Source organism: Halobellus sp. GM3, from assembly GCF_052545375.1.
The window spans coordinates 195776-208703 of the sequence record NZ_JBQWLT010000002.1; the positions used below are offsets into that span (position 1 = coordinate 195776).

The 12928-nt window shown below is 67.7% G+C and carries 15 protein-coding genes; 6 read left to right on the forward strand and 9 right to left on the reverse strand.

Translation table 11 applies throughout. The features are described 5' to 3' along the window. Nucleotides 1–50: 50 nt before the first annotated feature. The 5 genes from ACT3HL_RS03735 to ACT3HL_RS03755 all read right to left on the reverse strand — a co-directional run bounded on the left by ACT3HL_RS03735 (nt 51) and on the right by ACT3HL_RS03755 (nt 5459). Nucleotides 51–398: a hypothetical protein gene (locus ACT3HL_RS03735; protein ID WP_445085469.1), complete on the reverse strand. Its 348-nt coding sequence runs from the start codon at nt 396–398 to the stop codon at nt 51–53. A gap of 54 nt (nt 399–452) precedes the next feature. Then, a complete protein-coding gene (locus tag ACT3HL_RS03740) occupies nt 453–872 on the reverse strand; it encodes a hypothetical protein (RefSeq protein ID WP_445085470.1) in 420 nt (139 codons plus the stop codon). Between the two features lie 97 nt (nt 873–969). Next, nucleotides 970–2910: a molecular chaperone DnaK gene (gene dnaK / locus ACT3HL_RS03745; protein WP_445085471.1), complete on the reverse strand. Its 1941-nt coding sequence runs from the start codon at nt 2908–2910 to the stop codon at nt 970–972. A gap of 215 nt (nt 2911–3125) precedes the next feature. Continuing rightward, nucleotides 3126–4139 (reverse strand): amidohydrolase family protein, encoded by a 1014-nt coding sequence (locus ACT3HL_RS03750; RefSeq protein ID WP_445085472.1) that lies wholly within the window; start codon nt 4137–4139, stop codon nt 3126–3128. An 84-nt stretch (nt 4140–4223) separates the two neighbouring features. After that, the gene (locus ACT3HL_RS03755) at nt 4224–5459 is read right to left on the reverse strand and encodes an HD domain-containing protein (protein WP_445085473.1); all 1236 of its coding nucleotides are present in this window, start codon (nt 5457–5459) and stop codon (nt 4224–4226) included. A 644-nt stretch (nt 5460–6103) separates the two neighbouring features. On the opposite strand from ACT3HL_RS03755, the gene ACT3HL_RS03760 reads away from it, so the two are divergent. From ACT3HL_RS03760 to ACT3HL_RS03775, 4 genes are all read left to right on the forward strand, one after another. Next, nucleotides 6104–7702: an ATP-binding protein gene (locus ACT3HL_RS03760; RefSeq protein ID WP_445085474.1), complete on the forward strand. Its 1599-nt coding sequence runs from the start codon at nt 6104–6106 to the stop codon at nt 7700–7702. 99 nt (nt 7703–7801) lie between these two features. After that, nucleotides 7802–9079: a tripartite tricarboxylate transporter permease gene (locus ACT3HL_RS03765; RefSeq protein WP_445085475.1), complete on the forward strand. Its 1278-nt coding sequence runs from the start codon at nt 7802–7804 to the stop codon at nt 9077–9079. 102 nt (nt 9080–9181) lie between these two features. After that, complete coding sequence (locus ACT3HL_RS03770) at nt 9182–9361, forward strand: HVO_2753 family zinc finger protein (protein WP_445085476.1); 180 nt, start codon at nt 9182–9184, stop codon at nt 9359–9361. Nucleotides 9362–9364: 3 nt separating this feature from the next. After that, nucleotides 9365–9631, forward strand: a complete 267-nt coding sequence (locus tag ACT3HL_RS03775) for an elongation factor 1-beta (RefSeq protein WP_445085477.1) — start codon at nt 9365–9367, stop codon at nt 9629–9631. Nucleotides 9632–9738: 107 nt separating this feature from the next. Here ACT3HL_RS03775 and ACT3HL_RS03780 read toward each other — a convergent pair whose 3' ends face one another. Further along, complete coding sequence (locus ACT3HL_RS03780) at nt 9739–10011, reverse strand: hypothetical protein (RefSeq protein WP_445085478.1); 273 nt, start codon at nt 10009–10011, stop codon at nt 9739–9741. Between the two features lie 153 nt (nt 10012–10164). Between ACT3HL_RS03780 and ACT3HL_RS03785 the strand changes: the two genes are divergently transcribed. Both ACT3HL_RS03785 and ACT3HL_RS03790 read left to right on the forward strand, forming a co-directional pair. After that, nucleotides 10165–10455 (forward strand): 50S ribosomal protein L21e, encoded by a 291-nt coding sequence (locus tag ACT3HL_RS03785; protein ID WP_445085479.1) that lies wholly within the window; start codon nt 10165–10167, stop codon nt 10453–10455. A 12-nt stretch (nt 10456–10467) separates the two neighbouring features. Next, nucleotides 10468–10824, forward strand: a complete 357-nt coding sequence (locus ACT3HL_RS03790; RefSeq protein ID WP_445085480.1) for an RNA polymerase Rpb4 family protein — start codon at nt 10468–10470, stop codon at nt 10822–10824. Between the two features lie 42 nt (nt 10825–10866). Here ACT3HL_RS03790 and ACT3HL_RS03795 read toward each other — a convergent pair whose 3' ends face one another. From ACT3HL_RS03795 to ACT3HL_RS03805, 3 genes are read right to left on the reverse strand one after another with little or no spacing between them, the layout of a single operon-like run. After that, complete coding sequence (locus ACT3HL_RS03795; protein WP_445085481.1) at nt 10867–11304, reverse strand: arsenate reductase/protein-tyrosine-phosphatase family protein; 438 nt, start codon at nt 11302–11304, stop codon at nt 10867–10869. A gap of 6 nt (nt 11305–11310) precedes the next feature. Further along, nucleotides 11311–12471, reverse strand: coding sequence for an ACR3 family arsenite efflux transporter (gene arsB, locus ACT3HL_RS03800; RefSeq protein ID WP_445085482.1), 1161 nt, complete (start codon nt 12469–12471; stop codon nt 11311–11313). Beyond that, nucleotides 12464–12865, reverse strand: a complete 402-nt coding sequence (locus ACT3HL_RS03805; RefSeq protein WP_445085483.1) for a metalloregulator ArsR/SmtB family transcription factor — start codon at nt 12863–12865, stop codon at nt 12464–12466. The genes arsB and ACT3HL_RS03805 overlap by 8 nt, the downstream gene beginning before the upstream one ends. Nucleotides 12866–12928 lie beyond the last annotated feature (63 nt).

Sequence of the window (12928 nt, forward strand, 5' to 3'; positions counted from 1 at the left end):
AGATATGCAAGTACGTGTGTACTTTTGGGGGAGTCGGCGCGCCACGCTCCTCAGCCCAAGAAGGAGTCGGATCTGCGGTAGTACGTGACGACACCGTCGTCGGTCTCGATCCGCTTCGAGGAGAGGTAGTCGGCATCGCGGAGATCCAGCACCGCCGTGTGGACCTCGCGCGCTGTCACGTCCATCGGAGCGACATCGATTCGTTCGGGTTCGTCGTCCTCCTCGTCGCACCACGTGTCGGTTTCCGGCGCGGTCACCGTCCCGCCGTCGGCGAGAAGGTCGTGTAACTCGGGGACGGCGTACGCCCGCGGCTCGACGGCGTCGAGGAACTCCGCCACCGCGCGCTCGATGTCGTCCCACTGCTTGCCCGAGTCCCACTCGTCGTCGCTGATCGGCATAGTGCCCGCTCGGATCGGGGTGCCAAAAAGTGTTTCTTCGGCGTCAGACGCGCGTCAGTCGTCGCCGGGCGCCGTCGACACGGGGCCGCCGCTGCCGACGCCTCCGTCGCCGGTGACCGTCACGTAGAACATAACGAGCATCGAGACGATCAGACAGATCCCCCAGAGGAACCCCGTCGGCATGAGAAACAGCAGTCCGAACCCTTCGCCCAGCCAGACGATACCGGGGATCCCCCACTGACCGGCGATGAAGAGCACGGACACCACCGTCCGTAACTGTCCGGTGACGCCGAGGGCCGGGACGGCGAACCCCATCACGACCGCGAGAATCGAGAGCACGCCCAGATGGGCGTGCCCGCCGATCATCCACGCCGGTACGGGATCGCCGCCGGCGACGATCGTGAACTGATGCAACCCGACCGCCATCATCACGGCTAATCCGAGAAAGCCGGATGACTTGAGTGCCTTCGTCATACGACAGTCGGTATACACTATCTTTGTCACATAAAAGTGACCCTACGCAGTCAATGGAATCCGGAAAAACGTCGCGGCCGCGTCGGACTGGCGAGCGTTACTGCTCGTCGCCGCCCTCGCCCTCGTTGTCCTCCTGAACGTCCTCGAAGTCGGCGTCGACGTACTCGTCGCCGTTACCCGCCGCACCGCCCATATCTCCCATTCCGCCGGGACCGGCGCCAGCGCCGGGGCCAGCACCCGCTCCGCCCGGGCCGGCACCCGCAGCGCCGGCACCGCCCGCGCCGGCGGCCTGCTGTGCCTGATACATCTGCTTGCCGATCTCCTGCAGTTCGGTCGTCAGCGCCTCGGTGGCCTCCTCGAGGTCCTCCTTGGTCGCGTCGTCGTCTTCGAGGGTCTCCTCGACGTCCCCGATCTTCTCCTCGATAGACTCGCGGAGGTCGTCGTCGACGTTCTCCTCGTTCTCCTCGAGCAGGGTTTCAGCGCGCTGAACGGTACTTTCGGCCTCGTTTCTGGCCTCGATGCGCTCGCGGCGTCGCTCGTCCTCTTCGGCGTGCTCTTCGGCTTCCTCCTGCATCTGTTCGATCTGCTCGTCGGAGAGGCCGGCGCCGCCCTCGATGGTGATCGACTCGGCGTTCCCGGAGCCTTTGTCCTCGGCCTCGACGTTCACGATGCCGTTCTCGTCGATGTTGAACGACACCTCGATCTGCGGCGTCCCGGCGGGAGCCGGCGGGATGCCCGTCAGCTGGAACTCGCCGAGCAGCTCGTTCTCCGCGGCGATCTCGCGTTCGCCCTGGAAGACCCGGACGTTCACGGACGTCTGGTTGTCCGCGGCCGTCGTGAAGATCTTCGACTCCTCGGTCGGGATCGTCGTGTTCTTCTCGATGAGGCGCTCGAAGAGACCGCCTTTCACCTCGATCCCGAGGCTCAGCGGCGTCACGTCGAGCAGGACGATGTCGTCGACCTCGCCCCCGAGGACGCCGCCCTGGATCGCCGCGCCGAGCGCGACAGCCTCGTCGGGGTTGACGTTCTTCTTCGGCTCGGTGCCGAGCATGTCCTCGACCCGGTCGTGGACCTGCGGCATCCGCGTGGAGCCGCCGACGAGGATGACCTCGTCGATGTCGCCGGTGCCGTATCCGGCGTCTTCGAGCGCCTGCTCGGTCGGGCCGACGGTGCGCTCGATCAGGTCCTCGGTCAGCGACTCGAACTTCGCGCGCGAGAGCGTCTCTTCGAGATGAACCGGACCGGAGTCGGTCGCGGTGATGAACGGCAGATTGATCGTCGTCTCCTTTCGGCTGCTGAGTTCGATCTTCGCCTCCTCGGCGGCGTCCTTCAGCCGCTGGAGCGCCTGCCGGTCATCGCGGAGGTCGATCCCGTGGTTGTTCTGGAACTGCTCGGCCAGCCAGTCGATGATGGCCTCGTCCCAGTCGTCGCCGCCGAGGTCGTTGTCGCCGTTCGTGGCGATGACCTCGTAGACGCCGCCGCCGAGGTCGAGGACGCTCACGTCGAACGTCCCGCCGCCGAGGTCGTAGACGAGAATCGTCTGATCGGAGTCGTCGTCGAGGCCGTAGGCCATCGACGCGGCGGTCGGTTCGTTGACGATGCGCTCGACCTCGAAGCCGGCGATCTCGCCGGCGTCCTTCGTCGCCTGCCGCTGACGGTCGTTGAAGTACGCCGGGACCGTGATGACCGCCTTCTCGACCTCGTCGCCGAGGTACTCCTCGGCGTCGCGTTTGATCTTCTGCAGGATCATCGCCGAGATCTGTTCGGGGGTGTACTCCTCGTCGCCGACCTCGACGGAGTAGTCGTCCTCCCCGATGTGTCGCTTGATGGACTGGATCGTCCGATCTGGGTTCTGGATCGCTTGGTTCTTCGCGGGCTTGCCCACGAGTCGCTCCTCGTCGTCGGTGAACGCCACCACGGAGGGCGTGGTGCGGTCGCCCTCGGAGTTCACGATGATCTCCGGGTCGCCCCCTTCCATCACCGCGAACGCACTGTTCGTGGTGCCGAGGTCGATACCGAGGATCTTGTTGCTCGCCATCTTGGCGCCAACTACTGGTCTAAATCGGTTAAAGGTTACTAGACACGGGCAGGATGTGGCGTTTCGGGGGTCGACGCTGTCTTGCGGTTCGTCTGTGTGAACGACTGGCAGGTAGTAGGATTTATATCGAACCGCAGGTCAGCCGCGAGATGGATACGCCCGACGCGGGGGGTCTGTAACGGAGTGGCTACCACGGTTTCTGAACGGTGCTGACACTAGAGCACGACGTTCTTGACGTCTGCGGCGCCCGCCCGCCGGACGACCGCGCGGACGACGTCCCGCGCGCCCGCGAGGTTGTCGGAGTCGCCGTCGAGGACGAGCAGCCTCGCGTCCCGCCCCGGCTCGACGACGCCGCAGTTCAGGCCCGCGATCTCCGCGCCGTTGACCGTCGCCATCTTGAGGGCCTCGCTCGCGGGGACGTCGGCGAGTTTGGCGGCGAACTCCATCTCGCGGAACATCGACGGGGAGTTCAGCATCGCGTTGTCGGTGCCGAGCGCGACCGTCGTCCGCTCGGCCAGTTCGCGGATCGGCGGGACGCCGACGCCCGTGACGAGGTTCGAGCGCGGGCAGACGACGACGGGGATATCGTGGTCAGCAAGCCGTTCGTAGTGGAGCGGCTCCGGGTGGACCATGTGGACGAGGAAATCGGGGTCGAGGTCCAAGGCGGGGTTGATGTCGTGGGGGTCGCGCTCGCCCGCGTGGATGCCGAACAGCTTTCCGGCGTCGCGGGTCGCGTTCCGCAGGCGGCCGAAGTCGCCGTCGCGCGCGCCCGACGCGCCGAACCCCGCCGACGCGTGCATCGCCGCCTCCGTCTCTCTGCCGAGGATCACCGGCTCGATCGGCAGGTCGGCGACCGCCTCGCGCATGTACTCGACGCCCTCGACGCCGCCCTCGCGGAACTCGATGCACGCCGCGGTTCCGGTCTCGCCCATCAGCCGCAGCGTGCGACGCATCGCCGCGACCGTCTCCTCGCGACTCGCCTGTCGGAGCAGCCGGTGCTTCAGCCCGTCCGGCGGCGCGACGAGTTCGTCGAGCGAGAGCCCCGCGCCGGCCTCCTTCGCGATCGAGTCGCCGAGGTGCGTGTGCGCGTTCACGAACGCCGGGACGACGATATCATCGGAGTACACGTCCGCCTCCTCGACGGCCGCGATCGCTCCGTCCTCGACGACGACCCGCCCCCGGATGGGGTCGAGTTCCGGACCTCGAAGCACCGTTCCCTCGACGATCATTGCGAGGGTCTCGCCGACGCAGCGGCTTGAAACTCCCGGAGCGCGGCGGCGGCCTCGGTGCCGCCGCGGCGCGACGCCGACCGCTCACGGACCGGGACCGGTGAACTCGTCGAGCGTCGCTGGGACGCCCGGACGCACGTCTGAGACCGGTGGCCCCTCGATGTCGAGCCCGAGGGTCTCGACCGCCGCTCTCCCGACGGCGTCCGTCTCTCCCTCGGGGACGTAAACGCCGAGTCGCCACTGGTGCTTCTGGGCGGTCCGCAGCGCCGAGACGAGCGGCGACTGCTTGCCGAGCCGACGCATCTCGCCGCTGACCATCACCCGCGAGGTCGACTCGGTCATCGACGGCCGCGGCGGCACGTCGACGACGACCTGCTCGGCGGGCAGCCCCGCCCGGTCTGCGACCGCCGCTTCGAGGTCGCAGACGTCGTCGTAGTCGGCGTCGAGGACGCGCTCGGGAACGGCGTCCAGTTCGGCCCACACGGCCCGTTTGTAGAGTTCGCGCGTTCGGAGCCGGTGGCCGATCGACTCCGTTTCGGGCGTCGTTCGGAGCGCGACAAGCAGGTCGTGATCGTCCATCCGGCGGAGCTGCGTCGGCGTGATCCGCGTCCGGTCGAGCAGCCGTTCGGCGCCCCGTCGAAGCATCGCTTTCGAGATCCTGGCGACGTGGTGCTGGTAGACGGTGGGGTTCATCAACGCGCGCGCGAGCAGCAGCGACTCGGCGGTCTGGACGTTTCCCTCCGCGAGGACGAGCTCTCCGTCGACGAACGTGAGTTCGCGGATCAGCCGCTCGTGGTCGATGGTCCCGTAGGGGACGCCGGTGTGGTGGGCGTCGCGGACGAGGTAGTCCATCCGGTCGACGTCCAGTTCCCCGGAGATCAGCTGTCCGTACGTTCCCTTCCCAGCGACGAGGTCGGCGACGCGGGCGGGTTCGAGGTCGTGGGCCCGCAACGCGTCGCCGACCTCGCCGTCGGCGAGCAGTTCGTGCACGTCGTCGTGGTACTTGCCGGTGTGGCGGTGCGTGACCCGCTCGACGTTGTGACTGTAGGGCCCGTGGCCGACGTCGTGCAGGAGCGCCGCCGCGCGGAGCCGCTCGGCCCGGACGCCCTCGATACCGAGGTGGGAGAGCGCGCGGTCGGCGAGGTGATAGACGCCCAGCGAGTGCTCGAAGCGCGTGTGGTTCGCCGAGGGATAGACCAGCTGTACGGTGCCCAGCTGCTTGATGTGGCGGAGCCGCTGCATCGACTCGGTGTCGAGGAGGGCCGCCGCGACGCCCTCGACCTCGATGTGGTCGTGGACGCTGTCTTTGATCGTCGTCATAGAGAGGGGTGGAGCGGCACCGTAGAAAAACCGTCGGGCGGGGAAGTCGCACGCACGCCGCCGAACTATTCCTGATCAATCGTGTAGTAGTTTCATACGGAGTTCTCGAGGTTCGATGCCCGGATATCCCATCGACGGTTTATCCGAATTCAGCCGGATTTGCCCCCGCACAACGAACCGAATTCGGGTTGAGGGTCGCCCCGGTTGAAGTGGGTCCGAACGCAACGAACGGATGCGACGCTGCGCCGCGCCGCGTGGCGTCGCGGATGCGACCGCGCGCCGGCGTCCGAGTGCCCCACCGGTGCTCGGATCCCGCAGCCGGCTGCGGTCCACGCCACCGACGTCTGCCGGTTCTCCCGTCCCGGCGATGTCGGTATCGCCGCGAACCGGGGTTGACCGCCCGCTCGCGGCGTCACCAACAGATCCCGCAGCGGCTGCCGGCGGACAACGCCCCCGACAGCGCGTGGGAGGCACCCCGCAGCGAACGGATCGGTTCCGTTCACTCGATCGACACCCCCTTCTCGACGCCGACGGTACCGTCGCCGCCCGAGGTGTGCGTCCGGTGGGTTGATAACGCCACCCACCGATGTGAGCACAATTCACTCGGAATGTTGTCCATCTCATCTCCCTACGCCCCGTACGGTGTGTACGTCTTCGCCTTTCTCGCGGTCGCCGTGGTCTGTCTCGGGATGTTGCGACGGACGCGACAGATCCAACACGACGACACCCGCCGCGGTCTCTACTGGCTCCTCCTCACGAGCGGCGGTTGGGGCATCGCACACGTCGGGTATCTAACTGTTCCGACCGTGGGCCTCAAGTACGCCTTCTACGTCGTCGGACTCGTCATCGGGCTGTCTTCGATCGGCCCCTGGCTCTACTTCTGTGCGGCCTACACCGGGCGATCGATTCACCGGGACAGGACCGTCCAGTGGGTCGCTATCGGCGTCTTTCTCACCATCGTCGCGGTGAAGGTCTCGAACCCGCTGCATCAGTGGTACTTCGTCGCCGAGCGGGTCGACGCGCCGTTCGCGTACCTGCGGATCGACCACCAGCCGTTGCACTGGGTCGTGATGGGGCTCGCGTACGCGCTCGCGTTCGTGGGCTTCTTCATGCTCTTCGAGCTGTTCGACCGAGTGAACTCCGATACGCGACCGCTGTTCGTGCTCTTGGGGCTCACCGGGCTTCCGGTGCTCTTCGACGTGTTCGGCGCTGTCCATCCGGCCATCTTGAACCTCACGTACTCGCCGATCGGGGTCGCGGCGTTCGCGATCGGCGTTTTCACGGTGTACTTCGATCGCTTCCAGTTCGTTCGCGTGACCGGCGAGACGAGCGATCCGATCGTCGTCCTCGACGACGCGGGGCAGATCAGAGACTTCAACTCCCGGGCTGAGGGGCTGTTTCCGGGCCTCTCCGATGCCGTGGACGAACCGCTCTCTGCGGTCCTCCCCGACCTCGCGTCGGCGCTCGAGGACCCCGACCAGATTCTGGAGGTGCAGGTGGACGAGACGACGCGGTACTACAACGTCTCCTCGAACCCGTTCACAACCGACGGCGCCCGCACCGGGCGGTCAGTGGTGCTGACCGACGTGACCTACCGCGAGCAGTACCGACAGGAGCTCGAAACGAAAAACGAGAAGCTCGAGCAGTTCGCGAGCATCGTCTCACACGACCTCCGGAATCCCCTCCAAGTCGCGAAGGGCCGGACCGAACTCGCCTTAGAGGACGGGAACACAGAACACCTCGAGCCGGCCGTTCGAGCGCACGATCGGATGGAACAGCTGATCGAGGAGATCCTGACGCTCGCCAGAGAGGGCGTCTCGATCGACGAGACCGAGCGCGTCGAGGTCGGCGCGGTCGCGGCGAGATCCTGGGAGATGATCCCCGCGAACGGGGCCTCGCTCTCGGTCGAAGACGACGCCGACCAAGTCGTCTCCGCGGACCCCGAGCGGCTGCAACAGCTGTTCGAGAACCTCTTTCGGAACGCGATCGAACACGGCGGTGACGGCGTCTCGATCACCGTTGGCGCGCTGACCGACGGCGCGGGGTTCTACATCGAGGACGACGGACCGGGGATCCCGGAGGCCGCGCGCGAGCAGGTGTTCGAGGCGGGCTACACGACCGCTTCGGACGGAACCGGGTTCGGGTTGGCGATCGTCTCGGAGGTCGTCGACGCCCACGATTGGGAGATCCGTGCGACCGAGGGGACGACTGGTGGCGCGCGCTTCGAGATCCGCACCGGGTGACGGCCGCGCTTTCGGGAGAGGCGCCCGCGCCCCCGAGAGGCACGTACACGCGTCGTCGGCGCGAACGTTCAAATAGGATCGCGGGGCCACTCCGTCGCGATGGCGACGCCAACGGAGACCCTCGCGTACGCGTGCCTCGGTGTCTGTCTCGGGACGGTCACGGGGCTGATTCCGGGGCTCCACGTCAACAGCGTCGCGTTCCTCCTCGTCGGGGTCGCGCCGTCGGTCGACGGACCGCCGGTCGCCGTCGGCGCGGCGGTCCTCGCGGCCGGCGTCGTCCACACGTTCCTCTCGATCGTCCCGGGGCTCGTCCTCGGCGTTCCCGACGCGGCGACCGCGCCCGGGGCGCTTCCCGGTCACCGATTGGTACTGGCCGGACGCGGTCGGGAGGCGATTCGCCTGTCCGCGATCGGGAGCGGAGTGGCGCTCGCCGCCGCCGTCGCCGTCGCGCTCCCGCTGTCCCGGGTCGTCGCCGCCGGTCGCGCGTGGTTGCTCGCCGGGCTCCCGGTACTCCTCGGTCTGGTCGCCGCGCTGCTCGTGCTGGCGGAGCCGACTCGGCGCGCTCGCGTGGGCGGGCTGCTCTGTCTCGGCGCGGCGACGGCGCTCGGCTTTCTAACGCTCGATCTGCCGGCGGCGGGACCGCTGTCGGCCGAGGGCGCGGCCTCGATGCTCGCGCCGCTTTTCGGCGGCCTGTTCGGCGCGCCGGTGCTGCTCGACGCCCTCGACGCGCGGGGGGAGATCCCACCGCAGGACGGCACGCGCCTCGGCCTGTCGCCGGTCGAGGCCGCGCGCGCCGCGCTGGCCGGTGTCGGCGGGGGCGCGCTCGTCGGGTATCTCCCGGGCGTCTCCGCGGGCGTCGCGGCGGTCCTCGCCCTCGGCGGCGCCGGCGGAAGCGGCCCGGCGGGCCGTGGGTCCGACCGCGCGTACGTCGTCGCGACCAGCGGGGCCGACACGGCGACGGCGGTGTTCGCCGTGGCGTCGCTGGCCGTCCTCGGCGCGCCGCGCAGCGGGGTCACGGTCGCGCTTTCGGAACTGGCCGCGGGCGGGGGCGGAAGCGGCGCCGCGAGCGCCCCCGCGGACCCACCGATGGGACTGGTCGCGATGGTGCTCGTCATCGTCCTCGCGGCGGGGGCCGGAATCGCGCTTCTGGTCACGGTCGGCGACCGGTACCTCCGCCTCGTCCGGCGACTCCCCCGCCGTCCGCTCGTCGTCGCCGTGTTCGGGCTCCTTCTCGCGCTCGCGGTCGGCTTCGCGGGACCGCTGGGCGGGGCCGTGTTCTGCCTCGGGGCGCTCGTCGGTCTCCTACCGCCCCGGGTCGGCGCCCGCCGCGTCCATCTGATGGGCGTGCTCTTCGGACCGATCGCGCTGGGCTGGTAAGCAGTACGCGTACCGGCGGCGACAGCGGACCGAAAGCCGCGCGTCCCCCACCGGGCGGCGGGAAAGACAACCGTTAAAAGTCGCGGCCGGGTCCTGTAGTGTATGAGCCAGTCCGAACAGCGGCACGCCCGACAGTGCGTGTCCTGCGGCATCAACATCTCCGGCATGAGCGCGGCGACGTTCGACTGTCCGGACTGCGGCACCGAGATCTCGCGCTGTGCGAAGTGCCGCAAGCAGAGCAACCTCTATGAGTGCCCCGACTGCGGATTTATGGGACCCTGAACGATGGGAAAAGTAGCTGCCAAGATCAAGGTGATGCCGAACAGCCCCGAAATCGACCTCGACGAACTGCAGGAGCGGCTCGAACAGTCCCTCCCCGAGGGCGCGAAGATCAACGGCTTCGAGCGCGACGACGTCGCGTTCGGCCTCGTCGCGCTGCTGCCGACCGTCATCGTCCCCGACGACGCCGGCGGCACCGAAGCCGTCGAAGAGTCCTTCAACGGCGTCGAGGGCGTCGAGAGCGTCGCCGTCGAGAACGTCGGCCGGATCTGAGGAATCGGTCGGCCTCGATCGGCTGCGCTGACACCATTTTATCGGACGTGTGAAGAGAGCGCGACGGCGATAGCTGTGCCGGCCGCTTCACCGTGCTAGTCGGTCGATCAGTCGCCCCGCTGCAGGACCAACACGCCGATGACCGGCGAGAGGATGAACCCGATTCCCACCGCCACGAGCAGCGGTACCGCGCCGGCGTCGAGCGCCGCCATCGCCGCGACCCCGACGACGGCCCCGAGGAGGATGCTCGCGGAGACGCCGGCCCCGAACTGCTCGAGGCGGGAACTGGAATCGTCATGCGTGGACGGCTCGCTCGCGCCGTCGAGCGCGCCGTCGACGTCGCTCGGAAGCTTCCTGCCGGATGCGTGCTGTTGTGCCATACACGCGTGTACGGCTGCCCCGGTTTTAGATGTTGTCGAGACCGTCCGGCACGCGCGCGGACGCGGTCGCAGATCAGGGGCCACACAGGGCCGCGCTCGCGAGTCGGGAACGTGCGTTTTATAACCACGTCGGAAGTACTGCCTCCAACGACTATGCCGAGTTCCAACGGTCCACTTCACGGGACGCGAAAGAAGCTCTCGAACAAACCGCGCGACCGCGGGACGTCCCCGCCGCAGCGCGCCATCCAGGAGTACGACGAGGGACAGAAAGTCCACCTGAGCATCGACCCGAGCGTCCGCGAGGGGCGCTTCCACCCCCGATTCAACGGGCACACCGGCGAGGTCGTCGGCAAACAGGGCCGCGCGTTCAAGGTCCGCATCGTCGACGGCGGCAAAGAGAAGACGCTCATCGCTCGCCCCGCCCACCTGCGCGCACAGGCGTAACATCCGCACCCGATGACGATATTCAAAGAGAAGGTTTCCGAGGAGTATCTGACCGTCTCGGAGGTCAAAGCGCTCCTCGAGGACGTCGAAGCCGAACGCGCCGCCGACGAGGAGCGCGAGCTCCGATACGAGCTGGCGCGCGCGATCGAGCACGTGAACCGGTTCGCTCACCTCGACCCCGAGGAGTCCCGCGACCTCGTCGTCGAGCTCCTCGAACTGGAGAAGGTCGACGCCGCGACGGCGATCAAGATCGCTGATCTCCTCCCGCAGAGCCGCGACGAACTCCGCGCGGTGTACGCACAGGAGCGCTACGCCCTCGACGGCGACGAACTCGACGACGTGCTCAACGTCGTCGCGAAATACGTCTGAACGGCGCGCGTCCGCCCGTTTTGGAGCACGCGTCCGGACCGATCAGCGGCTCGATTCGAGTTCGTCGAAGAGGTCATCCACTCGCGCGCCGATTTCCTCGCGTATCGCGGCGACTTCTTCCGGTGATTTCCCGTCCGGATCGTCGAGCCCCCAATCGCGGTTCTCGCCGCCCCAGCCCGCCGGGCAGACGTCCTCGGCGGAGCACCCCATCGTGACGACGTAGTCGCTCCCGCTGAGCTCCTCGAACGTCACCGCCCGCGGTGTCCGCTCGCCGATCTCGATACCGACGTCGCGCATCGCCTCGACGACTTCCTCGTGAACGTGGTCTGCGGGCCGAGTCCCGCCGGTCACGAGCTCGATCTCGGAGTCGAGGCCGCGCTCTCGCACCTCCCGCCGGGCGAAGGCGGCGGCCATCTGAGAGCGCCCGGCGTTCTGCACGCAGACGAACGCGACGGTCGTCCCGTCGGATTCACTCGCCATCGCCGATCAGTCCTCCACCGTGGTGTCGGTCGACGATTTTTCGAGGCGACCGGTCGTGTAGCCGGTCCAGTCGTAGCGCCGCTGGAAGTACAGCGCCACGTTGACCAGGGCGAGAAGCACTGGCACCTCGATCAGCGGCCCGACGACGGTCGCGAAGGCGACGCCCGAGCCGACGCCGAAGACCGCGACCGCGACGGCGATGGCCAACTCGAAGTTGTTCGAGGCGGCGGTGAAGCCGATCGCCGTCGTCGTCGAGTAGTCGGCGCCGATACCGCGGCCCATCCCGAAGCTCACGAAGAACATAATCACGAAGTAGATCGTCAGCGGGACGGCGATGAGCAGGACGTCGGTCGGCTGGCCGACGATCCGCTCGCCCTGCATCGCGAACATCACCACCACGGTGAACAACAGCGCGAGCAGCGTCAGCGGGCTGATCGTCGGCACGAACGTCTCGTCGTACCACTCGACGCCCCTCGTCCGCGTGCCGGCGTACCGAGAGACGATCCCGGCCGCGAAGGGGATCCCGAGGAAGATAGCGATCGCCTCGAAGACCTGCATCGGCGTGATATCGAACGCCGAAATGTCGGCGGCGAGCGACTCCATCCCGAGAAGCGGCGGGAGGAACAGCGCGAAGAACCAGATGTACACGCCGTAGGTGAGGATCTGGAACACGCTGTTGAACGCGACGAGCCCGGCCGCGTACTCCGCGGAGCCCTCGGCGAGTTCGTTCCAGACGAGCACCATCGCGATACAGCGGGCCATCCCGATGAACACGAGTCCGAGGAAGAACTCGGGCCGCGCCGGCAGCCCCGGCACGAGGCCGCTGAAGAAGAACACCGCCAGCGCGAACATCACGGTCGGCCCGATGAGCCAGTTCTGGACGAGGCTCAGCCCGAGGACCTTGACGTTCCGGAACACCGTCGGAAGCTGGCCGTAGTTGACCTTCGCCAGCGGCGGGTACATCATCAGAATGAGCCCGATCTCGACGAGGTGGAAGCGCCGAATCGGCTCCGTGATCGACGGCGCGACGAAGCCGAGGCCGACGCCGATCGCCATCGCGCCGAAGATCCAGACGGTCAGGTACTTATCGAGGACGGCCATCGACCGGGGGTCCCCGCAGTCGGGACACCCACAGTTCGGGCCGTGTTCGTGTTCGAGGTTACTCACCGACGCTCACGCTCCCCTCGAGGACCGTCACGATCGCCACCGCGCGGTTCGTCGCCCGGTACTTCTTCCAGCGGCCGTCCTTCCGCCCGTCGACGAGCCCCGCGTCGACGAGCGCCGAGAGCGCGTGACTCAGCCCGCTCTCGCTCACGTCGACGACCGCGTGCAACTCGCAGACGCAGAGTTCCTCGCGCGCGGCCACGAGCACGCGAACGAGCGTGTAGCGCGTCTCGTTGGCGAGCGCCGAGAGGACGTCGAGCTCGGCGTTCACCTGTGCGGTACCGAGGGCCGCTTCGAGCGTGCCGAGTTCGTCCAGCCGCTCCTCGACGTCCTCGCTGCGACACGATTCGAGTTCGTCATCGAGGTATCGCCGGAGCCGGTCTGTCGCTTGTGCCATCGGCTTCCACTTGAAGAGATGTTCAATTAATGGTTTCGGAATCTCAGTCCAGATCTTGTAAAG

Excerpts from the sequence above, each read along its gene's own strand:
- ACT3HL_RS03735 (WP_445085469.1), bottom strand. The coding sequence starts at position 398 with ATGCCGATCAGCGACGACGAGTGGGACTCGGGCAAGCAGTGGGACGAC.
- ACT3HL_RS03740 (WP_445085470.1), bottom strand. The coding sequence starts at position 872 with ATGACGAAGGCACTCAAGTCATCCGGCTTTCTCGGATTAGCCGTGATG.
- dnaK (WP_445085471.1), bottom strand. The coding sequence starts at position 2,910 with ATGGCGAGCAACAAGATCCTCGGTATCGACCTCGGCACCACGAACAGT.
- ACT3HL_RS03750 (WP_445085472.1), bottom strand. The coding sequence starts at position 4,139 with ATGATCGTCGAGGGAACGGTGCTTCGAGGTCCGGAACTCGACCCCATC.
- ACT3HL_RS03755 (WP_445085473.1), bottom strand. The coding sequence starts at position 5,459 with ATGACGACGATCAAAGACAGCGTCCACGACCACATCGAGGTCGAGGGC.
- ACT3HL_RS03765 (WP_445085475.1), top strand. The coding sequence starts at position 7,802 with ATGGCGACGCCAACGGAGACCCTCGCGTACGCGTGCCTCGGTGTCTGT.
- ACT3HL_RS03770 (WP_445085476.1), top strand. The coding sequence starts at position 9,182 with ATGAGCCAGTCCGAACAGCGGCACGCCCGACAGTGCGTGTCCTGCGGC.
- ACT3HL_RS03775 (WP_445085477.1), top strand. The coding sequence starts at position 9,365 with ATGGGAAAAGTAGCTGCCAAGATCAAGGTGATGCCGAACAGCCCCGAA.
- ACT3HL_RS03780 (WP_445085478.1), bottom strand. The coding sequence starts at position 10,011 with ATGGCACAACAGCACGCATCCGGCAGGAAGCTTCCGAGCGACGTCGAC.
- ACT3HL_RS03785 (WP_445085479.1), top strand. The coding sequence starts at position 10,165 with ATGCCGAGTTCCAACGGTCCACTTCACGGGACGCGAAAGAAGCTCTCG.
- ACT3HL_RS03790 (WP_445085480.1), top strand. The coding sequence starts at position 10,468 with ATGACGATATTCAAAGAGAAGGTTTCCGAGGAGTATCTGACCGTCTCG.
- ACT3HL_RS03795 (WP_445085481.1), bottom strand. The coding sequence starts at position 11,304 with ATGGCGAGTGAATCCGACGGGACGACCGTCGCGTTCGTCTGCGTGCAG.
- ACT3HL_RS03805 (WP_445085483.1), bottom strand. The coding sequence starts at position 12,865 with ATGGCACAAGCGACAGACCGGCTCCGGCGATACCTCGATGACGAACTC.